Consider the following 21,511-nt stretch of genomic DNA (forward strand, 5'->3'; position numbering starts at 1 on the left):
ATGTCGATCATTTTGCATGTAGAGCAGGGGGATGCTCGTTTTGAAGTGCACCCAGGTCAGTTGAGCCCAGGTTTCATGGAGAAGAAGGCTTATCGTTTTACTGCGCTTCATGGCTTTTCCTTCTACATCGATGACCTTTTGATCGAGATGGTCAACCAAAACGGGGCGTGTGCGTGGTTATGGTCGCCAGGCTTTTATGCAGGAGAGGTCGCGGCCGAGCTTCTGGATGACCAGGGGCGGACTGCCGTCAGTTACCGGCTGGACGTCTCAGCAGCTGATAATAAGCTTGGAGGTCAGGTATTCGCTGCCATGGTTGAGGCGATTCTGGATTTCGACCCGGCTCTCGTTGTGGGCTCAGAAGAGGCTCAGTTTGGAATTGGCCATGATGGAGCATTAACCAACCCGCATCTGCAGTATGCAAGGCTGAGACGCTACGGGGATCGGCTACACCGCGCGCTCAAACAGATATCTCAGCGGCCGTTAACAACCTTGAAGAGCGATCGCACGTCGGTGAGTGCGCACACGGTAAAACGGTTGGATTCCGCATCCGTGCATAAGGCACTGAGAGGGCCGGCGGGGCAGGCACTGTTGAATCCTGCTAGCACTCAGCGTCCGGCCTTGAACACTGTTCGCTTTGAGGTCAGCAGATCTTACGAGGAAGAGGACAATCCCGCGAATCAGGCCGTTGGACTTGTTCTCTTCGATGTCCTTAGACGTTGCCGGCAGGTGGTGAGTGGGCTTCAGCATGCGGCTGCCACTGAGGTGGTCAGCGATACCCGATCAGCGCTAACGCCAAGGCTCGTACGTCGAATCGCGTTCACCGAGTCGCTTGCTCGCAAGCTTGAACGGCTTCAGCGCGCGAGACCTTTCTCCATCGTGACTGCCAGGCGTCTATCGGCTGCAGGATTGAATGCGATCTCTGCTCACCCTGCATATGCGCGAGCTTATCGGTTTGGTTGGTACGCGTTGCGTTCAGGGTGGTTGGGGAAGGATCCTGATGAGACGCTGTGGATCAGCCCAACATGGGAGATCTATGAGCGGTGGTGCTTTGTGACGGTAATCTCACAGCTGCAACGTCAGTTTCCTGAACTCGTCTGGAGTCGTGAAGATCGATCGTTGGGCTTAAAAGAAATCGTATGGCGGGGAAAAGCGGCTGATGTGACCGTTGAGGCGTGTTACCAAGTCCGATGCCCAGCGGTTGATCAACCTACGCATCGCGGTTTTCAAAGCTTATCGCGAGAGCGATATCCGGACATCGTCGTGACGTTGGACTCGCCTTCGGCGAAGCGCTTCGTGGTTTTCGACGCGAAGTATCGCAGCGCCCGCGCCAGCGTCCTGGATGCAATGGAGTCAGCGCACATATATCACGATAGTCTCCGGTGGAAGGGCATCAAGCCTGACGTTTCATTGCTGCTGATACCTAGGGGAGACAAAGTAACGGCGCTTGTCAGCCCGACCTATCATACGGACTATGGGGTAGGAGCCTGGCAAATTGGGGCTGAATCAGAAGGGGAGGCACTGGGGATCGAGCTCAAACGTATTCTGAGTGCAATACCAATCGCGGCCGCTCCGGCGCGTACAATTGCTACTGGAACGGCGAAGTAATCGATTGCGTCCCCAGTAGCGCTCAACTCGCTGACAATCCCGCAACCCGAAACAAAGTCTTCGGCTCCCGGCGTATTGGTTCGCGAGGCCATCGTTCACAGGAAAATGGAGAATCCATGAGCAAGCAGGTATGTGTTGATTGCATCACTGACAGTTATTTACAGACGAGCTTCTCCGACAATAATGTCGACGAATGCGACTACTGCAACGAGGAGCGGCCGGTCGTAACGCTGGAAGAGCTGGTTGAGAAGCTCGAAGAGGCAATCCACGCCTCATTTACCTATGCTGAGCAACCTCCTGCAGTTATTCATCATGGATACCCTGAAGTAGGGCATTCGATCTTTGACGTGCTACAAATCGTGCTCTGCGCTGACGACATGAATTTGCTCAGCGATCTTGAAGGGGAGCTAAGGGGGCAGTGGAGCGAGTGCGAAGATGATGACCCGTTTTTCATTGAACAGACGTATGCATCCTCGCAGCTGACCTCAGACTGGGCTCAGATGCAACGAAGTCTTCAGTTCGAATCCAGGTTGGTAAATCCCGTGGTGGGTCGGGTACTGGAGAAAATATTTTCTGGGATAGAGGAGCTTCACACTGCGAGCGAACCCCGTTCAGCGATCACCCTTGCGGGCCCGGGCCAATCCCTCACTGCCTTCCAGCGGGCAAGGAAATTCGAGGACGAGGAGGGTATGGCTGCTGCATTGAAGCATCCTGAGAAGTATCTCGGCCCAACACCGAGAGGTAAGGGATCGGCAGGTCGCATGAACGCTGCAGGTATATCCGTTCTCTATGGAGCAACTGATAACCAAACGGCCATAGCGGAGGTTCGTCCGCCTGTTGGCAGTTGGGTAGTTACCGCCACTTTCGAGGTCATTCGGCCGTTGCGACTGTTGAACCTCGGTGACCTAGGTGGAATTTGTCCAGACGCTAATCTCAGCTACTTTGACCCAGTGCGCCAAGAGCAAGCCGAACGCTGTGCATTTCTTCGTGAATTGCAGCAACAAATGCTCATCCCAGTGATGCCTGAGAGCGCAGATCAGGGTTACTTGATAACCCAGGCGATCGCCGATTACCTGGCGACCAACGAAACGCTTAATCTAGACGGCATCCTCTTTCCATCTGTTCAAGTGCCCAAAGATGCATCGCCAGGTCTGAACGCCATTCTGTTTCACAAGGCCAGCGGGGTCGAGAAAACTGAGGATCAAGATGCACTTGACCAGGTGAGCCTGTGGGAGTCGGACGAAGATCAATGGGTCTTCTACCCACAGATCTGGGAGGGCAGTCCCTCTACCGGAGAGTCAGCACATGGCTTTATGGGTCATACACATGCGCCCGAGGCCAGTCTGCGGCTCGCTAGAGGCGGTATTACAATCCACAAAATCCAAGGTGTGAGCTTCACCTATAAGTCTGATCCAGTTCGCCACGAGCCTTGGTCAGAGGGCGCACGTCATTTCGGGATTCGATAATCGCTAACGTCACTGATCCTGAAATCACCGTGACGGACTAGGTATCGGTCACTCAGGATGGTAAGAGAGAGTGACGTAAGATCGACAGGTACAACGAGCCACCTCAGCGTCACAGTGGCGCTCGACTGAGCGCGGCACTAAGCCCGTATTTTTCGCCAAGGGAATGACGATCATGATCACCAGAATTCACATCCGTGGGTACCGAATCTACAAGGACTTCAACCTTCTCCCCAACCCTAAAATGAACATTTTGGTGGGGGGGAACGATGCGGGTAAATCTACCTTGATGGAAGCGGTCTCGCTGGCCCTGAACGGCCGGATCGGCGGCCGCAGCGCTCTTGAAGAATTGAACCCGCACTGGTTCAACACCGAGCTCGTTCAGGAGTTTGTAGCGCAACGAACCGCCGGCAAGAAACCCGCACTGCCCGAAATTCTGATCGAACTATACCTTCGCGATGACGATGAATTGCAGGTGCTCTGCGGTGCCGTGAACACAGCCGTCCCAACTCATGCATGCCCGGGCGTCTTCTTGAGGATCTACCCCAACGAAGAGTATCAGGACATGCTGGATGACTGGCTAAAGGCACCTAATGCCCTGCTGCCCGTTGAGTACTACACGTGCGAATGGCGATCGTTCGCTGACCGTGAGCTAACGAAGCGCCCACGGGTACTGTCGGTGGCAACCATCGATTCCAGGACAGTCAAGTCTTCAGCAGGTGTGGACTACCACCTGCGTCAAATTCTGAGCGATCACTTGGAGGCCACCGAGAAAGCCGAGATATCGTTGGGCTTTCGTACGGTGAAAGCGTCGATGACTGAGGGTGCTCTGGCGACAGTGAATACAAGGTTCTCGACATTGGGTGCATCTTTGTTGGCGGAGCCCATGGCATTGGCTATGGATCAGACGTCACGCACGTCCTGGGAAAGCGTCATTACGCCTCATGTAGACAACGTTCCCTTCTCGATGGCAGGACAGGGTCAACAAGCTGCGATCAAGATATCGCTCGCGATGAAGCGTCACTCAGCGAAAGTGAAGATCGTCATGATCGAAGAACCAGAGAATCATCTCTCTCATACCAGCCTGTCGACGCTTCTTGACCGTCTAGAAAAGCTTGCATCTGACGACCAACAGTTGTTTGTTTCCACGCACAGCACCTACGTGCTGAATCGGCTCGGTCTCAATTCCCTGCACCTGCTGAATCGGAATCATGCCTCGAAGATCACTGCTCTTGATCCCGGCACCGTACGGTACTTCCAGCGCCTGCCAGGTTACGACACGCTCCGTCTAGTTTTGGCTAAAAAGGTTGTCTTGGTGGAAGGGCCGTCTGACGAAATCATTTTCGAAAGGGTGTTCAACGACGTTCACCGGCTAACACCCATGGCTGCCGGGGTCGATGTCATCAGTATGCGGGGACTTGCGCTGGCCCGCTGCCTGGAGCTTTGTGCTGCCGTTGATAAGCCGGTCGCTGTAATGCGGGATAACGACGGCATTAAGCCGGCGGATCTTCGAGTTCCGGTCGAGAAGTGGCTGGACGGCAATAAGCGAGAACTCTTCATAGGCGAAGTGAGTGATGGCCGCACCCTCGAACCGCAACTGATCACAGCGAACGGTGAAGCTCATCTACGGGATGTACTTGGGATCACGCCAAAAGCCGACCTTGTGACCTGGATGACACGAGAAAAGACTGAGGGAGCTTTGCTCATCGCTGAGTCCCCGAAAGCCCTAACCGCCCCGAATTACATGAAGGAAGCGGCGGAGTTCATCCAGAATGCCTAACCATTTGACGCTCGCAGTAGCTGGAGGACGAAAGACGCAGGGTCTTGTCGATTACTGCAGCAGAGCGACTGATCGTAAAATCGCGGTGCTTACTTTCACACAAACGAACCAGCAGGAAATCCGCTCGCGCTTAGCAAGCCAGGCGGGTGATAGCAGCACATTGGAGGTCATGGGTTGGTACACCTTTCTGCTTCGTCATTTTGCCCAGCCCTTTCTACGGTTCAAATTCCCTAAGGAGAGGGTCAAGGGCTTTGATTTCGAGGGCAGACCATTCGAGCGCGCTCTGGGCCGAAGCAGGTTTATGGACTCCGGAAATCGGGTGTACGCATGCGAACTCGGCAAGCTTGCCTTTGAACTCATGGAGGCGACCCCTGCGCTTTTGCGTAGGCTTGAGTGTATTTACGACGAGATTTTGATCGACGAAGTCCAGGATCTTGCGAGCTTCGACTGGGAAATTCTGGAGGTACTGCTCGGCTCTAAAATCGATGTGCGGATGGTGGGCGATGTCAGGCAGGCGGTTTTGTCTACAAATCCCCGAGGCCAGAAGAACAAGAAATTTGGATATGCCGCGTCGCTTGAATGGTTTAGAGAGAAAGAGGCTAAGGGGTTACTCACCATTGCCTATGCGACCATCACCTACAGATGCAGAGCCGAGATTGCGACGTTTTCCGATACCATCTTCGACGCCACGTGGGGCTTCCCGGGCACCACCTCGGAGAACCTCGATGAGACGGGGCACGATGGCGTGTTCCTTCTCCATACTCAGCATGTCGATGAGTACGTCGGCCAATTTAGACCGCAGTGCCTCAGGCATTCGGTCAGCTCTGCGAAGCACCTCAATTTGGACTTTCAGAACTTCAAAGGGGTGAAGGGTGCGACGTTTGATCGAGTATTGCTCGCACCCACTGCCAATATCGAAAGCTTCATCAAGAAGGGCACAGCTTTGGAGGCTACGGCTGCTGCGGCGTTCTATGTCGCGGCGACGCGAGCTCGACAAAGTCTGGCCATCGTTATCGATAAGGTTGGTACATCCACGCTACCCGTATGGACTCCATCGCCTTGAGATCTCACGAGCCGGAGGTCGCCAGGCTTTGCAGCACGTTGCAGAGCCGTCCTTTGCCGCAGTGTGAGACTGTCTACTTATCGTATCTAGGAGGTAGGGGGCAGTCGTATTTCACATCGATCATGTCGAGATTCTTCAGGTCGAAGTTTGCGTAGTCACGTTCATTCGACATCCGTATTGCGGGTTGGCCGTAGAGAAACACGAACGCTGTTGGCTTGTCCTTCTCGGCAATCTTGGAAAGCCGCACTGCCATCAGGTTTTTGAGCTTGTAGTTTTCTATGAACGCGTCGGAGACGAAGCATGAGGTGATCAGGCTGTCGTCTCCTCGCTTGAAATTCTTTTTGAATTTGATTCGGTAGCCATTATTGGCTTTCGTGCGGTCAACATACGCCCAGCCGTAGTAAATGATGGGGTGGTCAGGCAGGTCGTCCAGATCCTGCTCCCAGATGCATTTGAAGATGCTGGCGTAGGGCACGTCCTGCCCGGCGATGTTCAAACGCCGGAACTCGAGGGTCTCATCGGAACGGAATCGGATGTATCTGCTGACTACAGATCGAACCGAGTAAATGGGCCCGACTATGCCTGATTCCCCGAGCCTAGGGGTGTAGGGGCGGGTGCTTCTCGCACGCTTTTTCGCTATATGGACGTCCGCCCCAGGCTCGACCGAATGCTCGTCATAGTAGGAGGCAGGTCGCTCGAGCTTGAAGATGTCGACAATGGATTGATCAACTGTTCTGCGTTCCTGCCCATCCAGTTCCGCGGGCTCGAGCTCCAATTCGACAGGGGCGCCGTTGGCAATGCCACACGCTTCACTATGAGCCCCGTAGACCTTGAAGTGCGGAACGACCCTCATGTTCTGGACGTCTTTGTCCAGATTCGCGCAGGTAACTTGGGCGGAGCAGTCAGCAGCCGGACATACGAATGCGCGCTTGTTAGTAATCACCCCAGACCAGTAGAGATCGTAGGCGCGATCAGGGTCAACAAAATCCTCAGCCTCAATGCTGTAGGCCACATCCAATGACATAGTTCATCAAGTCCTTTTGAGCAGTCTGAAAAGTGGTCGCTAGTATCGGCCATTGCCTCGGTCGTGAACCAGCGTCTTGATACGTGACCATAGTCTAATGAACTCGGCAGGGACGTGGGCGGGTATAGGGCCATCGGTGGGGCCGATGTCGAGGTATGCCACATTCAATACGCCGGCTCGGATCTCTTTCACTGGATTTCCTCCTATAAGTCATATCCGAATGGATGGAACGATATCCACGCCTGACTACGCGCAGATCGACCAGTTCTCAACATAGACATCGCGCTTGCAGTAGCTATCCGGTGCCGATCAAATCACAGGGCTTGGCTAGGACGACACAACCCTGTGGTTTCTCCGCGTTGTGGTGGCGGCATCGCAATCCCCTATATCCGAGACGCGTTTCTTCCAGTCTTGAAAGGATTTGTTATCAGTGCTGCAGACGTCGTGCCGGCGATTTAAGTCTCGGGTAGAATTGCGGTGTTTTGAGTAATCCCTACGGGCGTTGCTTGACCCACTCGGCCCGCGATCACTGCCAAGGATGAACATGCGTACGACTGCAGACCTCAAGCTGGCCGTTGCGATTCTGGTTCAGAATATCTCGACAACCAATTCGCACCATAGGGTTGTTAGCTCTACTCTTGTGTTTACCGCGTGGCGCAGATCGCCAGCAGGGGAGTTCGCCAGTTTTCTTAGACAGGCCTTGCGCCGACCTGCTGCGCAAGCTCGTTTCGATGTCATCCGTAGCGAAAGCAGCAAAATCGATCTGCTGGATGCGTCTACTGACCTGAAAAACAAGCTTGACACCCTTTCTGTCGAAAATGCATCAGTCAAAGAGCTAGTGAAGCAAGCCAATTTCCGTAGTGTGGTGCTGCACTCCACGACCCAGAAAGCACGTCAAGACCTAGCGCGGCGATCTACGAAATCCGGTCAAAGCAATGGAAGGCAGGTGGCGCGTGCTCCTGTAGTTGGAACCGTCGTTAATCCTAGGTCTAAGGCAGGAGGTGAGAAGCCGGTCAAATTTCCTGCTGAGAAGGTGACGAGAGTCTTCAGAGATGACTCGGCTTCGTCTCCGATAGGACACAAGGCCACAGTTCGATCGCCTGAACGATTAGCCTATAAGCAGCCTTCCGCCAAGCGCTCCGTGGAGGTCAATCAGCGGTTCACCACGCATAGGCTCCACTTTGGGACAGACCGGCTCTTGAACCTTAGTCCAGCGGGCGCCGCGACATTTGGTGATTCGCGAGGAGACGGTAAAGTGACCTACGGGGTAGCAAACGTCTCCATCCCCAGTGTGCACAAGGAAGGGGCTCTGGAGCGGCCTCGACGTAGTTTTTTGATTCTGTCGCGGTTAGAGGAAGATCCCAATAAACACATCGTCATTCATACTCTGACGCCACTGGAACTCAGTGACTGGTGTCGATGCGCGAGGCTTGAAGAGGGTGAGGGGCTGCTGTTCATCCATGGCTACAACGTCAGTTTCAACGAGGCAATCTGGCGTGCGGCACAGATCTGTCATGACCTGAAGTTCGTAGGGACAATGCTCTGTTACAGCTGGTCATCTAGCGGGAAGGTTCTGGATTACGCTGCTGACGAAGCCACCATTGATTGGTCTCAGGAGCACCTTCGTAAATTCTTGACTGAAGTCACGACCAACTTGGGGTTGAGCTGCCTTCATATCGTTGCGCACAGCATGGGTAATCGCGCGCTACTGGCGGTTCTAGAAAGCTGGCAAAATGAGCCTGGTCACACGCCCATCAACCAGATTGTGTTAGCTGCTCCCGACATCGATGCGGGTAGATTCAAGCAGATTTCAAAGGTCTTCAAAAAATATGAGCAGGTTACTTTGTATGCCTCTCAAGCTGACAAGGCAATTCTCGCTTCGACGAAGATCCACAAGCACAAACGCGCTGGCAACGCGGAGCCGCCTATCGTTCTAGATGGTTTGTCCACCATCGATGTGTCAGTGGCTGGTGCTGATATGTTTGGCTTAGGGCACAGCTACTTCGCGACATCAAAAACGGTCTTTCGCGATCTTTATTACATCATCAAGCAACGTTTCACCCCTGAGCTACGAGCTGGAATTACGTTGGACGAATTGGGTTACTACAAGCTCAGTTAACCGGCCAAGGTTTTTTGTCACGCCTGTATCGTGTCATACCAAGAAATGCTGAGCTCTGGTCTGTTCATTGGCATCAGGGCCAGGAGACGCAATCGCGGAGCCCTAGCCCTCGACCCAATCCGCACGGCGTTAAAACCTTGCCGCCACCAACTGCGTTACGGGTGCAGATTCTCGGTAAGGAAGGGAGCGGGCGCCTTGCGGTAATATACGGACATGATCGCCAGTCAGTCATGGAGCGGCAAATGAGCATCGATTTGTACCAACGGCAGGTAGCTACCTGCCAGAAGAACATCGCCAAACTACAGGCTGACAAGGGGAAGGCAGCCGCCAAGGCGGCTGATGCCCAGAAGAAACAGGGTGACGCACTCGCCGCGGCCAGGCGCACCACTAGCCAGCCTACAATCAAGGCAAAGCATCGGGACGCTGACCGCTACAGCAGCGACCATGCCAAGGCTATGGCTGAGATTGCGAAACTCGACAGCAAGATTGCCAGCGAGCAGAAAAAGCAACTCGACTCCCAGCACCGGCTTGACCAAGAGGTTGCCAAGCAGCGAAAGAAGCATCTCGCTGGTCAGAAAAAAAGTGAAGCCGAGTCTAAGAAGCAAGCCATCGCTCAAAAGCGCGAGGATCAGGCCCACGAGCTTAGAATGCGTAAGGTAGACGCGGGGCTTGCCCGGCACGAGATCCTGCATGCTCAGACCGCTCTGCAGCTGCAGATACTTCAGGCTTTGCCCGAGCGGATCACTGTACTGTTTTTCTCGGCTGACCCTGGGCGCAGTACCTCCAGCGCGTTGGCGCTCGATGAAGAGGTCAGGCTCATCGAGCGAAATATCAGGCTCTCCAAGCATCGAGACGCCATCGATTTCCAGACCCGCTGGGCTGTACGACCCTCTGACATACTCCAGGCGATCAACGAGCTTGAGCCTACCGTCGTTCACTTCAGCGGGCACGGCACCAGTGACGACGAATTGGTATTGCTCGACGAGTTAGGAGAGCCGAAGCTGATTCGCAAGGAGGCTATCGTACGGGCGATCTCGACCCACAACAATTCGATAAAGCTCGTGTTTTTTAACAGCTGCTTTTCGTACAACCAAGCAGAGGCGTGTGCCGGTAACATCAGCGCGGCAGTAGGAATGAACAAGGCAATTGGGGATCTGGCGGCGAGAGTATTCGCCGCCCAGTTTTACTCTGGCATCGGCTTTGGTCTCTCGATACCTAAAGCCTTTGCCCAAGCGCAAGCAGCCTTGATGATGGAGGATATGGATCAAGGCGATATCCCGGAGCTTTATCAGGGCACCACTTGCACAGAGGGAGACCTGACGCTGGTCAGGCCCCCAGCGAGTCCAGGCAACTGAGTCTTGCACCATTCAGAATGCCGGTCTAACCGCCGACCGGCCTGGGCGTGTTAGGGGCGAGACCTTGTTCGCTACAGATTCAGAGGCTCTTTAGTTTTTTGATAGGCCTTTGCAGCGGCCGATTGTTGCCGCTGTGAAAGCCTCGTCCACTTGGAAGCTCGAATCTCGACGACGTAGCCAAGAAGGAGAGATTGATTGCGGTTGCGCAAAACGCAGCAGCATTAAGATCAAATTGCAGGTGTCCGTTCCGGGCGCCATGACTAGGATCAAAGGACAACTCTGTGGTACTCGCGCGATCGATGTACGTTCCTGACGCACCTGCTGGTGCGTTGCGGATTAGATCAGGATGCCCCCAAGCGCCCGGGAGAAGCATTTGCAGCCAGGCCGCCAAACGATGCGCCCGCATCGACATAACGAAGCGCCGACTTCATATCCTTCCATCCCACATAGGTCATCAGCCCTTTGATGTCCCATCCATTGGCAGACGCCCAGGTTGCGAAGCCCCGTCGCATCGAGTGGGCGCTGTACAGCTCTTCAGGCAGCCCGGCTTCCTTGAAGATCCGTCGCAACATCGGAATCAGGCTGTGTGGTTGGATGGCCTTGTCCGCAAGATTTCCCCAGCGATCCAGACGGCGGAAGACAGGGCCCTTCGCGAGACCTGCAACGGTAATCCAGTTGATATAGGCCTCGACCGGACACAGCATCGTCAGCGCCGGCGTTTGAAAGGTTGTCCCTTCGTGCAGGCGGTCACCCTTGGTGTGCGGCAGGAAGAACGTGATGCCTTCACCGCTATAGGCTTTGGTGTTTTCCACTGTAAGTCTGGCCAACTCATCCCCGCGGAATCCCCGCCAGAATCCGATCAGCACCATTGCCACCGAGCGACGGTGGCGCAGGAGCGTCTTGTAGTCACCGCGGTCGAGCGCGGCGGCGGCTTCTGCCTCCAACCATTTCACGGCTTGTTCGAGATGCGTGAGTAGGAGGGGCGCGGCCTGCTTGGCCTGGGCGGGATGCACGACACGGATGCCCTTAATCATCTGGCGCACGTTAGGCGTCTTGGTCGGGTCTGGGAATCCTTGGGTGATGTGCCACTGCGCTAGCGCGGCCAACCGCGCAGGAGAATTTTTGTCCGATTAACTTTCGTCAATCGCCCAGAGTACAGGAGCATCTTTGATATTTGAGCGAGAATAAGTTCATTGGGAACAAGCATTTGCGCTGGGGCCAATATGGCTGAGTTCCGTTTTCCAATTTACTTTCGTCACGCAGCACACCAGGGAGAGATTTGGTCGCAGGCGGTGGGCACCAAAAATCAGGGGCTACAGAGCGGTTTTTTCCAATTTAGTACTGACAGAAAAGGCGTAGCCGGGTTGAGATAGTACGTCAGTTGTGCAACCTAACTGGTTGGCGTGGAATGCTTTCCGATTAAGTCGTCCACGTTTCCGATTAATCAATGGGGGTCACATTTGGTTTTAGGCAATTGCCGCTCTGCAAGGGCGCATTGCGTAATACATGATTTAACATAATATACATTACACGTAACAAGATGTTGCGAGATCAGCCCGGTTGCACAGTGGATTTCAACCTGCAGAATCGCCCTGAATCCGGTCCACTGCTTTTCCTTGAATTCGACGGCGCTCAACGCTCATCACGCGTCAGCTTTTCAATCAGCGTTCGATGCTGTGGAAATTGCAGCGTAAGTTTCTGCCGATCACCCATTTCCATATCGGCAAAATCAAACCCTGGCGAAACGGCTTCGCTGATCAGCCCAAATCCGTTTTCGCCTTCGAGCAACCGCGAAGCTTTCCATATTCCACCCGGTACGTGTAATTGCAAAAGCTGTCCTGCCAGAATGTCGGTGCCCATCACCAATGTCTGCAATGAGCCGTTAGCATGAATCAGGCTGTACTCAATGGCGTCGCCCAGGTGGAAATAATGCAGGATGTCGGATCGATTGAAATGAAACTGGCCCACCGGTGATTGCTGATCCAGCAGATAGTAAATCGAGGTCATCAGATACCGTGGGCCGCTGGGGGTTTCGAGTGGGTCGCGATGATCGGCCTGATAGGTTCTACGGAAATAGCCACCTTCGAGATGAGGCTGCAGATCCAGCGTTTTAATAATGTCTCCAGCTTTGGCTTCACGCATGATCACGATCTCTTCTCCGTCGAAATTGATGCCATTTTACGTTAACTCGACTAAACGACCATTTAGTGTAGTTAAACGTGAGCCGCATACTTTCCAGTAAATATAGGGCCACGCTCGCGCCACTGCTTTTGAAATTCGCTACGTCGGTGGTATCGCCAGGCAATCATGACGGAGTCGCCCTACCCTCAACGCAAAACCTCCCCCCGATCGGCTTCTTCGTGGGCACCTTTTTTCAATTACTGCCGGACCAAGGCAACTCGATGACTATTGCGCCGGTACTCCCTCGATCAGGTAGACATCCGTTCTGGCTGAACGCTGGCGGACTTTCCTCAGTTCCGTGTATTCCACTGAGTTGTACCAAGCCTGGGCTTTTTCGACGCTGGCGAACTCGATGACAACACGGCGTCGCTTTGGCGCTTCACCTTCAAGCGAGATGGTCTTTCCGCCGCGCACGATGAAATGTCCGCCATAGGGTTTGAAGGTTGATTCGACCTGTGCACTGTAAGGCTTCATCCCCTCGGGATCGGTTACTTCAAACTCGGCGACATAGTAGGCCGGTGCTGCTGCCGCGTGGTCGTCCGAAGCCATCACGCGACAACTGCCCGCCGCAAAAAACGCCAGTCCCGCCATTGCAATTACCATCACTTTTAAATTTTTCATCACTTTGCTCCATTGAAAAACCAGCTTGCCCAGCGCGCAAATCTCTTTCGAACCAGCTGATTACGGGCCAGGCCGGGGGCTAAGTTCGATTGGTGTGGATTCAATCAAGCGTTTCGACACAATCATCGACTGCGTGGTAACGGCGTACTTTTTGAAGTGCGGCGATTCGATATGGCTTCGGTATGCCGAGTCGCTGGCGTAGATTTCGAAGAAATGAAACCAGTTTGGGCGGTCGACTTCGGCGACAGCGTAGATTGATATGACGCCCGGCTCTGTTCGAGTCGACTCTGTGATCTCCTCCTTGACTGCGGCTTGATAGGCCGCAACCTGTGCAGGATCGATTTCGAGTTGCGCGATGCGCACAACCAAGCCATTTTCCTCGGCGGCCAGGGCTTGTCCTGCCAGTAATCCAGCCAATGCGATCACTCCTAAAAAACGTTTACCTTTCATGTTTCCCCTCCTTCACTGCGGCAGCGCATACGCCACGACGTAATCACCCTTCTGCGTCGTGGCTGAATTACCGCCAGCGCTGACGACTAAATATTGTCGGCCACTTTTTGGCGAAACGTACGTCATCGGTGTTGCCTCGGCCCCGACAGGCAACCGCCCTTTCCACAGCTCTTTGCCGCTACGAACATCAAAAGCTCGGATGTAATAGTCCTGCGCTGCCGCGATAAATACCAATCCACTGGAGGTGGTAATTGGCCCACCGCGAGTTGGCATGCCGATCGGCATAGGAAGGTGAGTAGCGATTCCCGATGGGCCAGTTTGCTCGGTCGTTCCCAACGGCATAGACCAGGCGACCTTACGCGTCGCCAAATCAATCGCGCTGATCGTGCCGTATGGAGGCTCTTGGCAAGGGATTCCCAAGGGAGACAGAAAACGCCCCATCTCGATACCCCATGGTGTACCCGCTTGGGGAGCGTTGCCCTCATGGCCGCCACCTGTTGTGCCTGCGTCATCATAGGCTTTACGGGGAATCATCCGACTCCAGGTGGCAACTCTGGTGTCATTGACGATCATGTAACCCAGGTTCTCGGCAACGGAAACAGAACCCCAATTCATACCGCCTAACCAACTCGGATACTGCAGGGTCAGGCGTTCATTGGGTGGGGTGAACTCGCCTTCGTACCGCGCCTTGCGAAAGTCGATCCTGCAGATCAGTTGATCTAAAGGTGTCAGCCCCCACATGCGTTTTTCGCTGAGGGGTTCTGTACCCATGGCCGGCATTCCAACCGAATACGGTTGCGTGGGAGATAGACGATCATCTGCAACGCCTCCTTGCGGAACCTGGCGCTCTTCGACTTCAGCGATCGGCGTGCCGGTACGTCGATCCAGCATGAAGATCTGGCCGCGCTTGGTAGTTTGAATCAGCGCTGGTAGCGTTCCACCCTGACCGTCCGGCACTTCATACAGCGCTGGTTGCGACGGCACGTCGTAATCCCAAAGGTCATGATGCACTGTCTGGAAGTGCCAAAGCTCACGCCCAGTGGCAATATCCAGCGCTACGATTGATGAAGAATAACGATCATCCGCCGCAGTCCTGTGGCCGCCCCAAAAGTCGGGAGTGGCGTTGCCGGTTGGAAGATAGATCAGACCCAGTTCATCGTCGAACGCCGGGGTCGACCAGACATTGGGCGTTCCCGCTGTGTAGCTCTGGCCTTCTGGTGGTTCACGCAGGATGCCTGGATTGCCCAAATCCCACGCCCAAATGAGCTTGCCCGTATGGACGTCAAAGGCACGAACGACACCCGAGGGTTCACCCGTTTTCTGGTTATCCCACACCAGTCCCCCGACCACCACTAGATTGCGCACGACGGTTGGAGCTGCTGTCGGGAAGTAGAGGTTCTGATCAGGACTGCCCATCCCGCTACGCAGACTGACGCTGCCGTGATCTCCGAAATCGTCGCAGGTTTTTCCCGTTTGCGCGTCGACGGCAACAATTCGAGCGTCGACGGTCGTTGAAATGATCCGGCGCGAGCAGGCTGTTACGGGTATCTGAACGTCAACGGTTGAAACCTCGGTCGTGGCATCGTGATAACCCACTCCACGGCAGCGCGGATACACGTTGTTTGCCTGTACATTCGGGTTGTGGCGCCAGATCTCTTTCCCCGTATCAGCGTCCAGAGCGAATAACTGGCTCGACTGCGTACAGCCATAAAGCACGCCGTTAACGTGAAGCGGTGTGACAACGTGCCCTTCCCTGCCTTGCGGAATCTCTCCAGTGCGGTACGTCCAGGCAACTTTCAAATCAGATACGTTTTGCGGGTTGATCTGATCCAGCGCAGCGTGACGCGTACCTGACGGGGTGCGCCCGAAGTAACGCCAATCCGCAGCAGGTTCGACGAGGCCCACGGCCTTGCCAGCAACAGGGGCTGAAGTTCCTTCTGCAGTCTGGATGGGTTGCGGTTGCAGGGCTGCATAAAACGTAGCGCCTAAGGCAACGGCCACCACGGCGGCACCTGCGTAAGCGATTTTGCTGATCAAAGATTTGTCGCCATTGCGCAGCCACGGCATTGCCAGCAATACCAACAGCGCTAACACTGCCAGCGCTACCATGCGGGAAAACAGCGGCCAGAACGCGAAGCCAACGTCCCATACCGACCAGACGATGGAAGCAAGGAAAACTAAAAGGAAAACGACGGCCCCCGAAGCTCGACGGCGAACCAATTGCAAACCACCGAGCGTCATGCCGAGACCCGCAAGCGCGAAGTACCAGGAGCCGCCCAAGGTAATGAGATAGCTGCCGCCCGCTAACATGAATAACCCAGCCAGCAGGATGATGATGCCCAATGCAATCACCGTCATCATTCTTGCTTTGGATGGATTCGATTCCAACATGTAGCTCTTCCTTTGATGGGCGGGTGAACGTCAGGCATGGCTCGCAAAGGCCACGCGCTGCCAGTGGTTCAAGCATTGAAAAATCAGCGCACTGTTAAAGAGTCATTTCGCCGCACGATCACCGCATAACGAATCCGCCATCCACTGAAATGGACTGGCCTGTGACATAACTGGAGGCGCTACTGCTTAACCAGAGAACCGCGTCGGCGATCTCTTCCGGCTTGCCATGCCGCCCCATTGGCACCGCTCTGGTCATGCCCTCAAGCGCCTCGCCCTGCCCGGCCGCGACCATCTGATCGACCATCGGCGTCCAGATCAGCCCTGGGCAAACCGCGTTGACGCGAATATTCCGAGCTGCATATTCCAATGCTGCACTTTTGGTCAGCCCTATCACTCCATGCTTGGCAGCGTGGTAGTTGGCACGTTCGGCACCCCCGATCAGTCCGCCCAGAGACGAGCAGTTGACGATGGTGCCGCTACCTTGGCGGCGCATGTGCTCCAGCTCAAACTTCATGCAGCTCCAAACGCCGCGAAGGTTAACCGACATTACTTTGTCGTAATCCTCCACTGTGGCATCAGCGGTTTCTGCAAGAAGGTTCTGGATACCGGCATTATTGAAGGCAGCATCGAGGCGACCGAACGTTGCGATGACTTCTTGCACCATGGCTTCGACCTGGTCGATTTGCGCGACATCGCAGCGGATCCCGATGGCTCGATGACCGGCCTTCACCAAGGCCTCAGCGGCAGCATTGGCCGCGTCGCCATCGACATCGGCCAACGCGACGGCAGCGCCAGCCTGGGCGAATGCCTTGGCCGTTGCCAGCCCGATACCGGAGGCGGCGCCAGTAATCAGGGCGACTCTATTTTCAAATGCGAAGTTCATCGATTTTTCCTCTAATGCCAAGGCTGTTGAATCGGTTGCGAAAGGCGCAGGGCGAAGGCTGCACTCAGTGCGCATCCCAAGCCGCAAATGGCTACAACCCACCCCATGGGCCAAGGCGTACCATCAGCAAAAACGGCGACCAATGCCGAGCCCAAAATCCCCGATCCGTACTGCAATGCGCCGGCGAGTGCCGACGCCGACCCGGCAAATTCAGGGAGACAGTTGAGCGCACCAGTGATCGCGTTGGCCAGCACGAAACCGGTGGCCGATACGAATAGAAAACAGCCGCAGATCAAGAGCGGCAACCCCCCCCCAATCTGCCCACGTGGTACCAGCAATAACGCGGCGCACCGGCGGTAATGTCTCTGGCAACCAAAGCAAACTCGTCAGTGTCGCTCCACCCAATAGCACCAATGTCCAAAAGATCGCGTGCCACGACCACAGATGGAGAATCTGTCCACCCACTGTCGGCCCCGCGAGCGGTGCGATTGCCATGACTGTCATCAGCGTCGACATCTTCTGTGCGGCCCGCTGACCTTCATACAAATCCCGCACCATGGCGCGTGCAAGTACCACATTCGCACAAGCGCCAAATGCTTGAACCAGGCGCCAGGCGATCAGGGTTGTCCCGCTGGTCGAGAGTGCACAGCCAGCAGAACCGGCTATGAACAACAGGCAGCCAAGTGCTACGGGTAGTCTTCTGCCAAACCGGTCGCTGAACGGCCCCCAGAAAAGCTGCCCCACACTGAAGCCCGCCAGGTAACCGCTGATGGTCAACTCCATCGTGCCGCCGTCCGCATGCAGGTCGGCAGCCATCCCGGGCATCCCAGGCAAATAGAGATCCGTGGAGATGGATGCAAACGCGAGCAGCGCGCTGAGGATCAGCAGGATGCTCAAGCCGTGCTCTCGCTCGCCTTGCTGGCTGCCTTCGCCTAGACCCGGTTGCTTTGTCGTTGCAATGCTGGTCTGGCTCACCGGGCACTCCTTGTCCGTGAGAAACGCACAGTGGCCGTATGGGAGCGCTTGCTAACCTTCGAAGCTATGTACCGACTAGCGCTGTATTTGGTGCGGTAATACGCCCATGTTTTATCCAGAGCAGAGCCGCCGAGCAGTTTTAAAGCGACTATCGCCGAGCTGGATAAGCGTGTGGGGATCATCAATAAGCCTCCGTCAGGCGCCGTAGGAATCACAGCCAGTGAATGGGGCTGGTGAGGCCACCCACGCTAATCAAGGAGCAAGAAGATGAATATGGGGCAAATCCGGGATGTTCTGATGAGTGATACTCAGCAATCCAGGTAGCGACTGCGCTAGAGGACTCGAGTCAACAGGAGCAGGCACACAGCCGGACTAATGAGAGATATTCATCGCTTCATGTCGGTTTTGCCGTGTAGTCCTCAGGTGGGTCTTGGAATAGTTTGTCAGCTCTATTGCATATCCAGCAGGAGCTTGCCTCATGAGAACACTCGTCACCGCCTCGATGCTGACTGCCGCGATCCTGTCCGACGCCTCTGCGCACGCAGCGGATCTCCCTAAGGATCAAGCCATGAGCATTGTCAGGAATGGCGACCAAGCCTCACTGATGGGGGCTCCAGGTAATTTCGTCGGCAACGCAAGGATCGACCCTCTTTTCGCCGCGCCGGAACCTTCTACTGTTTCTGCAGGTGCGGTGACCTTCCAGCCGGGGGCTCGATCGGCTTGGCACACACATCCAAAAGGCCAGGCGCTTGTAGTCACCGCCGGCGTTGGCTGGATTCAGCAGGTGGGCGGTGAAAAAACCGTGATAAGGCCAGGCGATGTGATCTGGACACCGCCCGGCGTTAAACACTGGCACGGGGCGACCGCGACCACGGGTATGACCCATATCGCGATCCAAGAGGCCGTGGATGGCAAGAATGTCGTATGGATGGAGCCGGTCAGCGAGGCGCAATATGAGGCATCGCGATGAGGCCTCTCATGGCTCATCAAGGGGCTGCAGTTCACGGATGAGATCGATCAGCAGACGCAGGCCCATCGGTAACTGCCGGTGACTTGAGTAATACATGTGAAAACCGGGTGCGATGCTGGCCCAATCATCAAGAACTGTCGTGACATACCCGCTCTCGATAAGCGGCGCCATGGCCGGCTCTGGGGCATACATCAAACCGGCGCCCTGGCGAGCTAAAGACAGGCCGACACGGGTTTCGTCGATGGTGATCAACCCAGGCACCGCAATCGAAACGGCTTCCTCGCCTTTCTCGAACTCCCAGTCGTACATACAGCCGTTGCCCAAGCGAATGCGTAAACAACGATGCTTGAGCAAATCCTGCGGATGCTCTGGAACACCAAAGCGCTTCAGGTATTGCGGAGCGCCGGCAACGACCCAGCGGATGTCCGGAGACAAACGTTGCGCGATCATGTCCTCCGGCACAGTGCCGCCGTAGCGTATACCTGCGTCATGGCCACCGCCGATGATATCGACGATCAGGTTGGTCACCGTCAGGTCAATCTGGATTTCCGGGTAGCGGTCGTTGAAGACGGGCAATACCGGGCCGAGCAGAAGATCTGCGGCGTCGCTGAGCAAGTTCAAGCGAATACGACCAGTAGGCTCATCGCGGAAACGATTGAGAACCTCCATGGCCTGCCCCATCTCCAGCATGGGCTCACTGATCAGCTTGTGCAGTTCTTCGCCCGCCGCAGTGAGAGTAACGCTGCGAGTGGTGCGATTGAGTAGACGAACACCGATTCTGCTTTCCAGGCCCTTGATCGCGTGGCTCAGCGCGGAGGCGCTGATCCCCACCTCTTTGCCTGCGCGATTGAAGCTTTGATGGCGGGCAATGGCAAGAAAGTAGACAAAATCTGCGAGGTTGGCGCGGCTTACATTCATGAGACCTCACAACTTGAATTCTGGATGGAAGCCGGACGAGCGACCACGTCAGATGATTCTACGGATCACATCAACGTATTTTGATGAATTTGCCTCATCAAACTATCGCATCAAACTCATCAGTTGATCCCGCTGGAGAACGGCGGAAAAAAATCGTTCCAGTGATCATTGCCACGGGTGGCTGATCGCCCGAGAGCGTCTGCCGCGGTGCGATGCCCCCTCGTTTACCCCTACCGTTAGTCGGATATTTCTGAGGGGTTTAGCGCAACAGCTAGCCTGCAGCCTAGCGTCAGGGATAACGCTGATCATTCGGTCCATGAAGGGCCAGTACGCCTCGTCGTCCCGACGCTTTATCTGCTGAGGAGACGATAATGAAAATAACCCTGAAACGGCTGGCGTGCCTGAGTGCAAGTTTCACCAGCGCGCTCGCCATAGCCGATGCGGCTGGCCCGCCGGTGCTGTTATCTGCGATTCCCCACGACGTCACCGCCACCCCCCCCTTCACTCTGGACAACCTGCAACACGATTTCGACGTGCTTTCGTGGCAGACCTTCGTCGCCCTGAACTGGCCCGCCAACGCTGACGGCAGCGCCAACACCTCGGCGATGATCGGCGCGCCGGGGCAGACGGTGTGGGAGTCGTGGAAGGAGAGCTACGAGATTTTCTTGCCCCAAGGCCAGAAACCGGTCGCCTGGAACCAGAAGGCGCCGCTACCCGCCGCCTGCCAAGGCAAGGGTGATCTGCCCGTGTTGCAGCAGATGGGCAAGGTCGCCGGTGTACTCGACGAGATCATCCAGCCATTCAAGACCGGCCCACTGGTGGATCAGAACGGCACTTACACGCGCAACGCGATCATGGTCAACCAGCCGATGTTCGATGACATCGTCAACAATGGCCTGTACAGCAAGGAAGGCCAGCAAGCGTTCCTGAGCAAGGCCAGCAACGGCATCGCCTTCGCCTGCGGTACGAATAAGCCCCAGCAGGTCGGCGCGATCATGGTCAAGTCGGCCTGGAAGGTACTCGGCGGCAGCGACAACCCGCAGGAATTCCACGCCATTGACGCCTTGGTCTACACCCCCGGCAACGCCGACCCGAATAAGGGCGCGGTGATCCCCGAGTCGTGCAGCGCGCATAAGGTCGGGCTGGTCGGCCTGCACATCGTGCACAAAACCGAAAGTGCGCCGCAGTGGGTGTGGTCGAGCTTCGAGCACGTGCGCAACGTGCCGGAGAAGACCACGCCGATGAACGAGCGCAAGGGCCCCTACTTGTTCTACGACGCCCAAGCCAGCGACCGCCCGGTGAACGAACCGCCCGCGCAACCGTGGGACCCATCAAAGAAAGCCACGCCCTCGCAGATCGTGCGGGAAATCCCGCTCACCGCCGCGACCCACCAGCTCAACGCACAATGGCAAGCCTCGCTCAAGGGCACTGTGTGGGCCAACTACCAGTTGATCAGCACCCAATGGCCGACCGCCCCGGCCAAGGGTTGCGAAGAGCCGTCGCCAACCAACCCGCTGGGCACGCCTGCGCCGAGCTTCCTGGCCAACGCCACGCTGGAAACCTACAACCAGGGCACCACGCCGCAGGCTTCATCCAGTTGCATGGAATGCCACAACAACGCGACCACCCGCGTCACCCAGTCACCGCGAACCAGCTTCGCCGATTTCACCTTCCTGCTTGAACGTGCCCAATCCACCGGCGCCAAGGAGTGAT

At 55.7% G+C, this 21,511-nt stretch carries 17 protein-coding genes; 8 read left to right on the forward strand and 9 right to left on the reverse strand.

Annotation, left to right across the window (positions count from 1 at the left end):
* From PspR84_RS14955 to PspR84_RS14970, 4 genes are all read left to right on the forward strand, one after another.
* Entirely contained in the window at positions 1-1,605 is a 1,605-nt protein-coding gene (locus tag PspR84_RS14955) for a nuclease domain-containing protein (protein WP_160057871.1), read from the forward strand.
* Positions 1,606-1,721: 116 nt separating this feature from the next.
* Entirely contained in the window at positions 1,722-3,071 is a 1,350-nt protein-coding gene (locus PspR84_RS14960; protein ID WP_160057872.1) for an RES family NAD+ phosphorylase, read from the forward strand.
* A gap of 172 nt (positions 3,072-3,243) precedes the next feature.
* Positions 3,244-4,848: an AAA family ATPase gene (locus PspR84_RS14965; protein ID WP_160057873.1), complete on the forward strand. Its 1,605-nt coding sequence runs from the start codon at positions 3,244-3,246 to the stop codon at positions 4,846-4,848.
* Positions 4,841-5,911, forward strand: coding sequence for a UvrD-helicase domain-containing protein (locus PspR84_RS14970; protein WP_160057874.1), 1,071 nt, complete (start codon positions 4,841-4,843; stop codon positions 5,909-5,911). The genes PspR84_RS14965 and PspR84_RS14970 overlap by 8 nt, the downstream gene beginning before the upstream one ends.
* Before the next feature lie 73 nt (positions 5,912-5,984).
* Here PspR84_RS14970 and PspR84_RS14975 read toward each other — a convergent pair whose 3' ends face one another.
* On the reverse strand, positions 5,985-6,935 hold the full coding sequence (locus tag PspR84_RS14975) for a hypothetical protein (protein ID WP_160057875.1): 951 nt from the start codon (positions 6,933-6,935) through the stop codon (positions 5,985-5,987).
* A gap of 544 nt (positions 6,936-7,479) precedes the next feature.
* On the opposite strand from PspR84_RS14975, the gene PspR84_RS14980 reads away from it, so the two are divergent.
* Positions 7,480-9,054 carry an alpha/beta hydrolase gene (locus tag PspR84_RS14980; protein ID WP_160057876.1) on the forward strand — a complete coding sequence of 525 codons (1,575 nt, stop codon included), beginning with the start codon at positions 7,480-7,482 and terminating at the stop codon, positions 9,052-9,054.
* 242 nt (positions 9,055-9,296) lie between these two features.
* Positions 9,297-10,409, forward strand: coding sequence for a CHAT domain-containing protein (locus tag PspR84_RS14985; RefSeq protein ID WP_160057877.1), 1,113 nt, complete (start codon positions 9,297-9,299; stop codon positions 10,407-10,409).
* 341 nt (positions 10,410-10,750) lie between these two features.
* On the opposite strand, the gene PspR84_RS14990 is transcribed toward PspR84_RS14985, so the two are convergent.
* The 7 genes from PspR84_RS14990 to PspR84_RS15020 all read right to left on the reverse strand — a co-directional run bounded on the left by PspR84_RS14990 (position 10,751) and on the right by PspR84_RS15020 (position 17,910).
* On the reverse strand, positions 10,751-11,443 hold the full coding sequence (locus tag PspR84_RS14990; RefSeq protein WP_238785322.1) for a tyrosine-type recombinase/integrase: 693 nt from the start codon (positions 11,441-11,443) through the stop codon (positions 10,751-10,753).
* Positions 11,444-12,041: 598 nt separating this feature from the next.
* On the reverse strand, positions 12,042-12,551 hold the full coding sequence (locus PspR84_RS14995; RefSeq protein WP_174244455.1) for a cupin domain-containing protein: 510 nt from the start codon (positions 12,549-12,551) through the stop codon (positions 12,042-12,044).
* 264 nt (positions 12,552-12,815) lie between these two features.
* Positions 12,816-13,211, reverse strand: a complete 396-nt coding sequence (locus PspR84_RS15000; RefSeq protein WP_160057880.1) for a DUF1330 domain-containing protein — start codon at positions 13,209-13,211, stop codon at positions 12,816-12,818.
* Between the two features lie 60 nt (positions 13,212-13,271).
* Positions 13,272-13,661, reverse strand: coding sequence for an antibiotic biosynthesis monooxygenase (locus PspR84_RS15005; protein WP_160057881.1), 390 nt, complete (start codon positions 13,659-13,661; stop codon positions 13,272-13,274).
* 12 nt (positions 13,662-13,673) lie between these two features.
* Positions 13,674-16,052 carry a membrane-bound PQQ-dependent dehydrogenase, glucose/quinate/shikimate family gene (locus PspR84_RS15010; protein WP_160057882.1) on the reverse strand — a complete coding sequence of 793 codons (2,379 nt, stop codon included), beginning with the start codon at positions 16,050-16,052 and terminating at the stop codon, positions 13,674-13,676.
* Positions 16,053-16,170: 118 nt separating this feature from the next.
* Positions 16,171-16,935 carry a glucose 1-dehydrogenase gene (locus PspR84_RS15015; protein ID WP_160057883.1) on the reverse strand — a complete coding sequence of 255 codons (765 nt, stop codon included), beginning with the start codon at positions 16,933-16,935 and terminating at the stop codon, positions 16,171-16,173.
* A gap of 210 nt (positions 16,936-17,145) precedes the next feature.
* Complete coding sequence (locus tag PspR84_RS15020) at positions 17,146-17,910, reverse strand: MFS transporter (RefSeq protein ID WP_238785110.1); 765 nt, start codon at positions 17,908-17,910, stop codon at positions 17,146-17,148.
* 478 nt (positions 17,911-18,388) lie between these two features.
* Between PspR84_RS15020 and PspR84_RS15025 the strand changes: the two genes are divergently transcribed.
* Positions 18,389-18,880, forward strand: coding sequence for a cupin domain-containing protein (locus PspR84_RS15025; RefSeq protein WP_174244456.1), 492 nt, complete (start codon positions 18,389-18,391; stop codon positions 18,878-18,880).
* Between the two features lie 6 nt (positions 18,881-18,886).
* Here PspR84_RS15025 and PspR84_RS15030 read toward each other — a convergent pair whose 3' ends face one another.
* Positions 18,887-19,798, reverse strand: a complete 912-nt coding sequence (locus tag PspR84_RS15030) for a LysR family transcriptional regulator (RefSeq protein WP_160057884.1) — start codon at positions 19,796-19,798, stop codon at positions 18,887-18,889.
* 371 nt (positions 19,799-20,169) lie between these two features.
* On the opposite strand from PspR84_RS15030, the gene PspR84_RS15035 reads away from it, so the two are divergent.
* Positions 20,170-21,510, forward strand: coding sequence for a cytochrome C (locus PspR84_RS15035; protein WP_160057885.1), 1,341 nt, complete (start codon positions 20,170-20,172; stop codon positions 21,508-21,510).
* The last annotated feature ends 1 nt before the right edge of the window (position 21,511 follow it).

This window comes from Pseudomonas sp. R84, from assembly GCF_009834515.1.
Taxonomy (GTDB): Bacteria; Pseudomonadota; Gammaproteobacteria; order Pseudomonadales; family Pseudomonadaceae; genus Aquipseudomonas.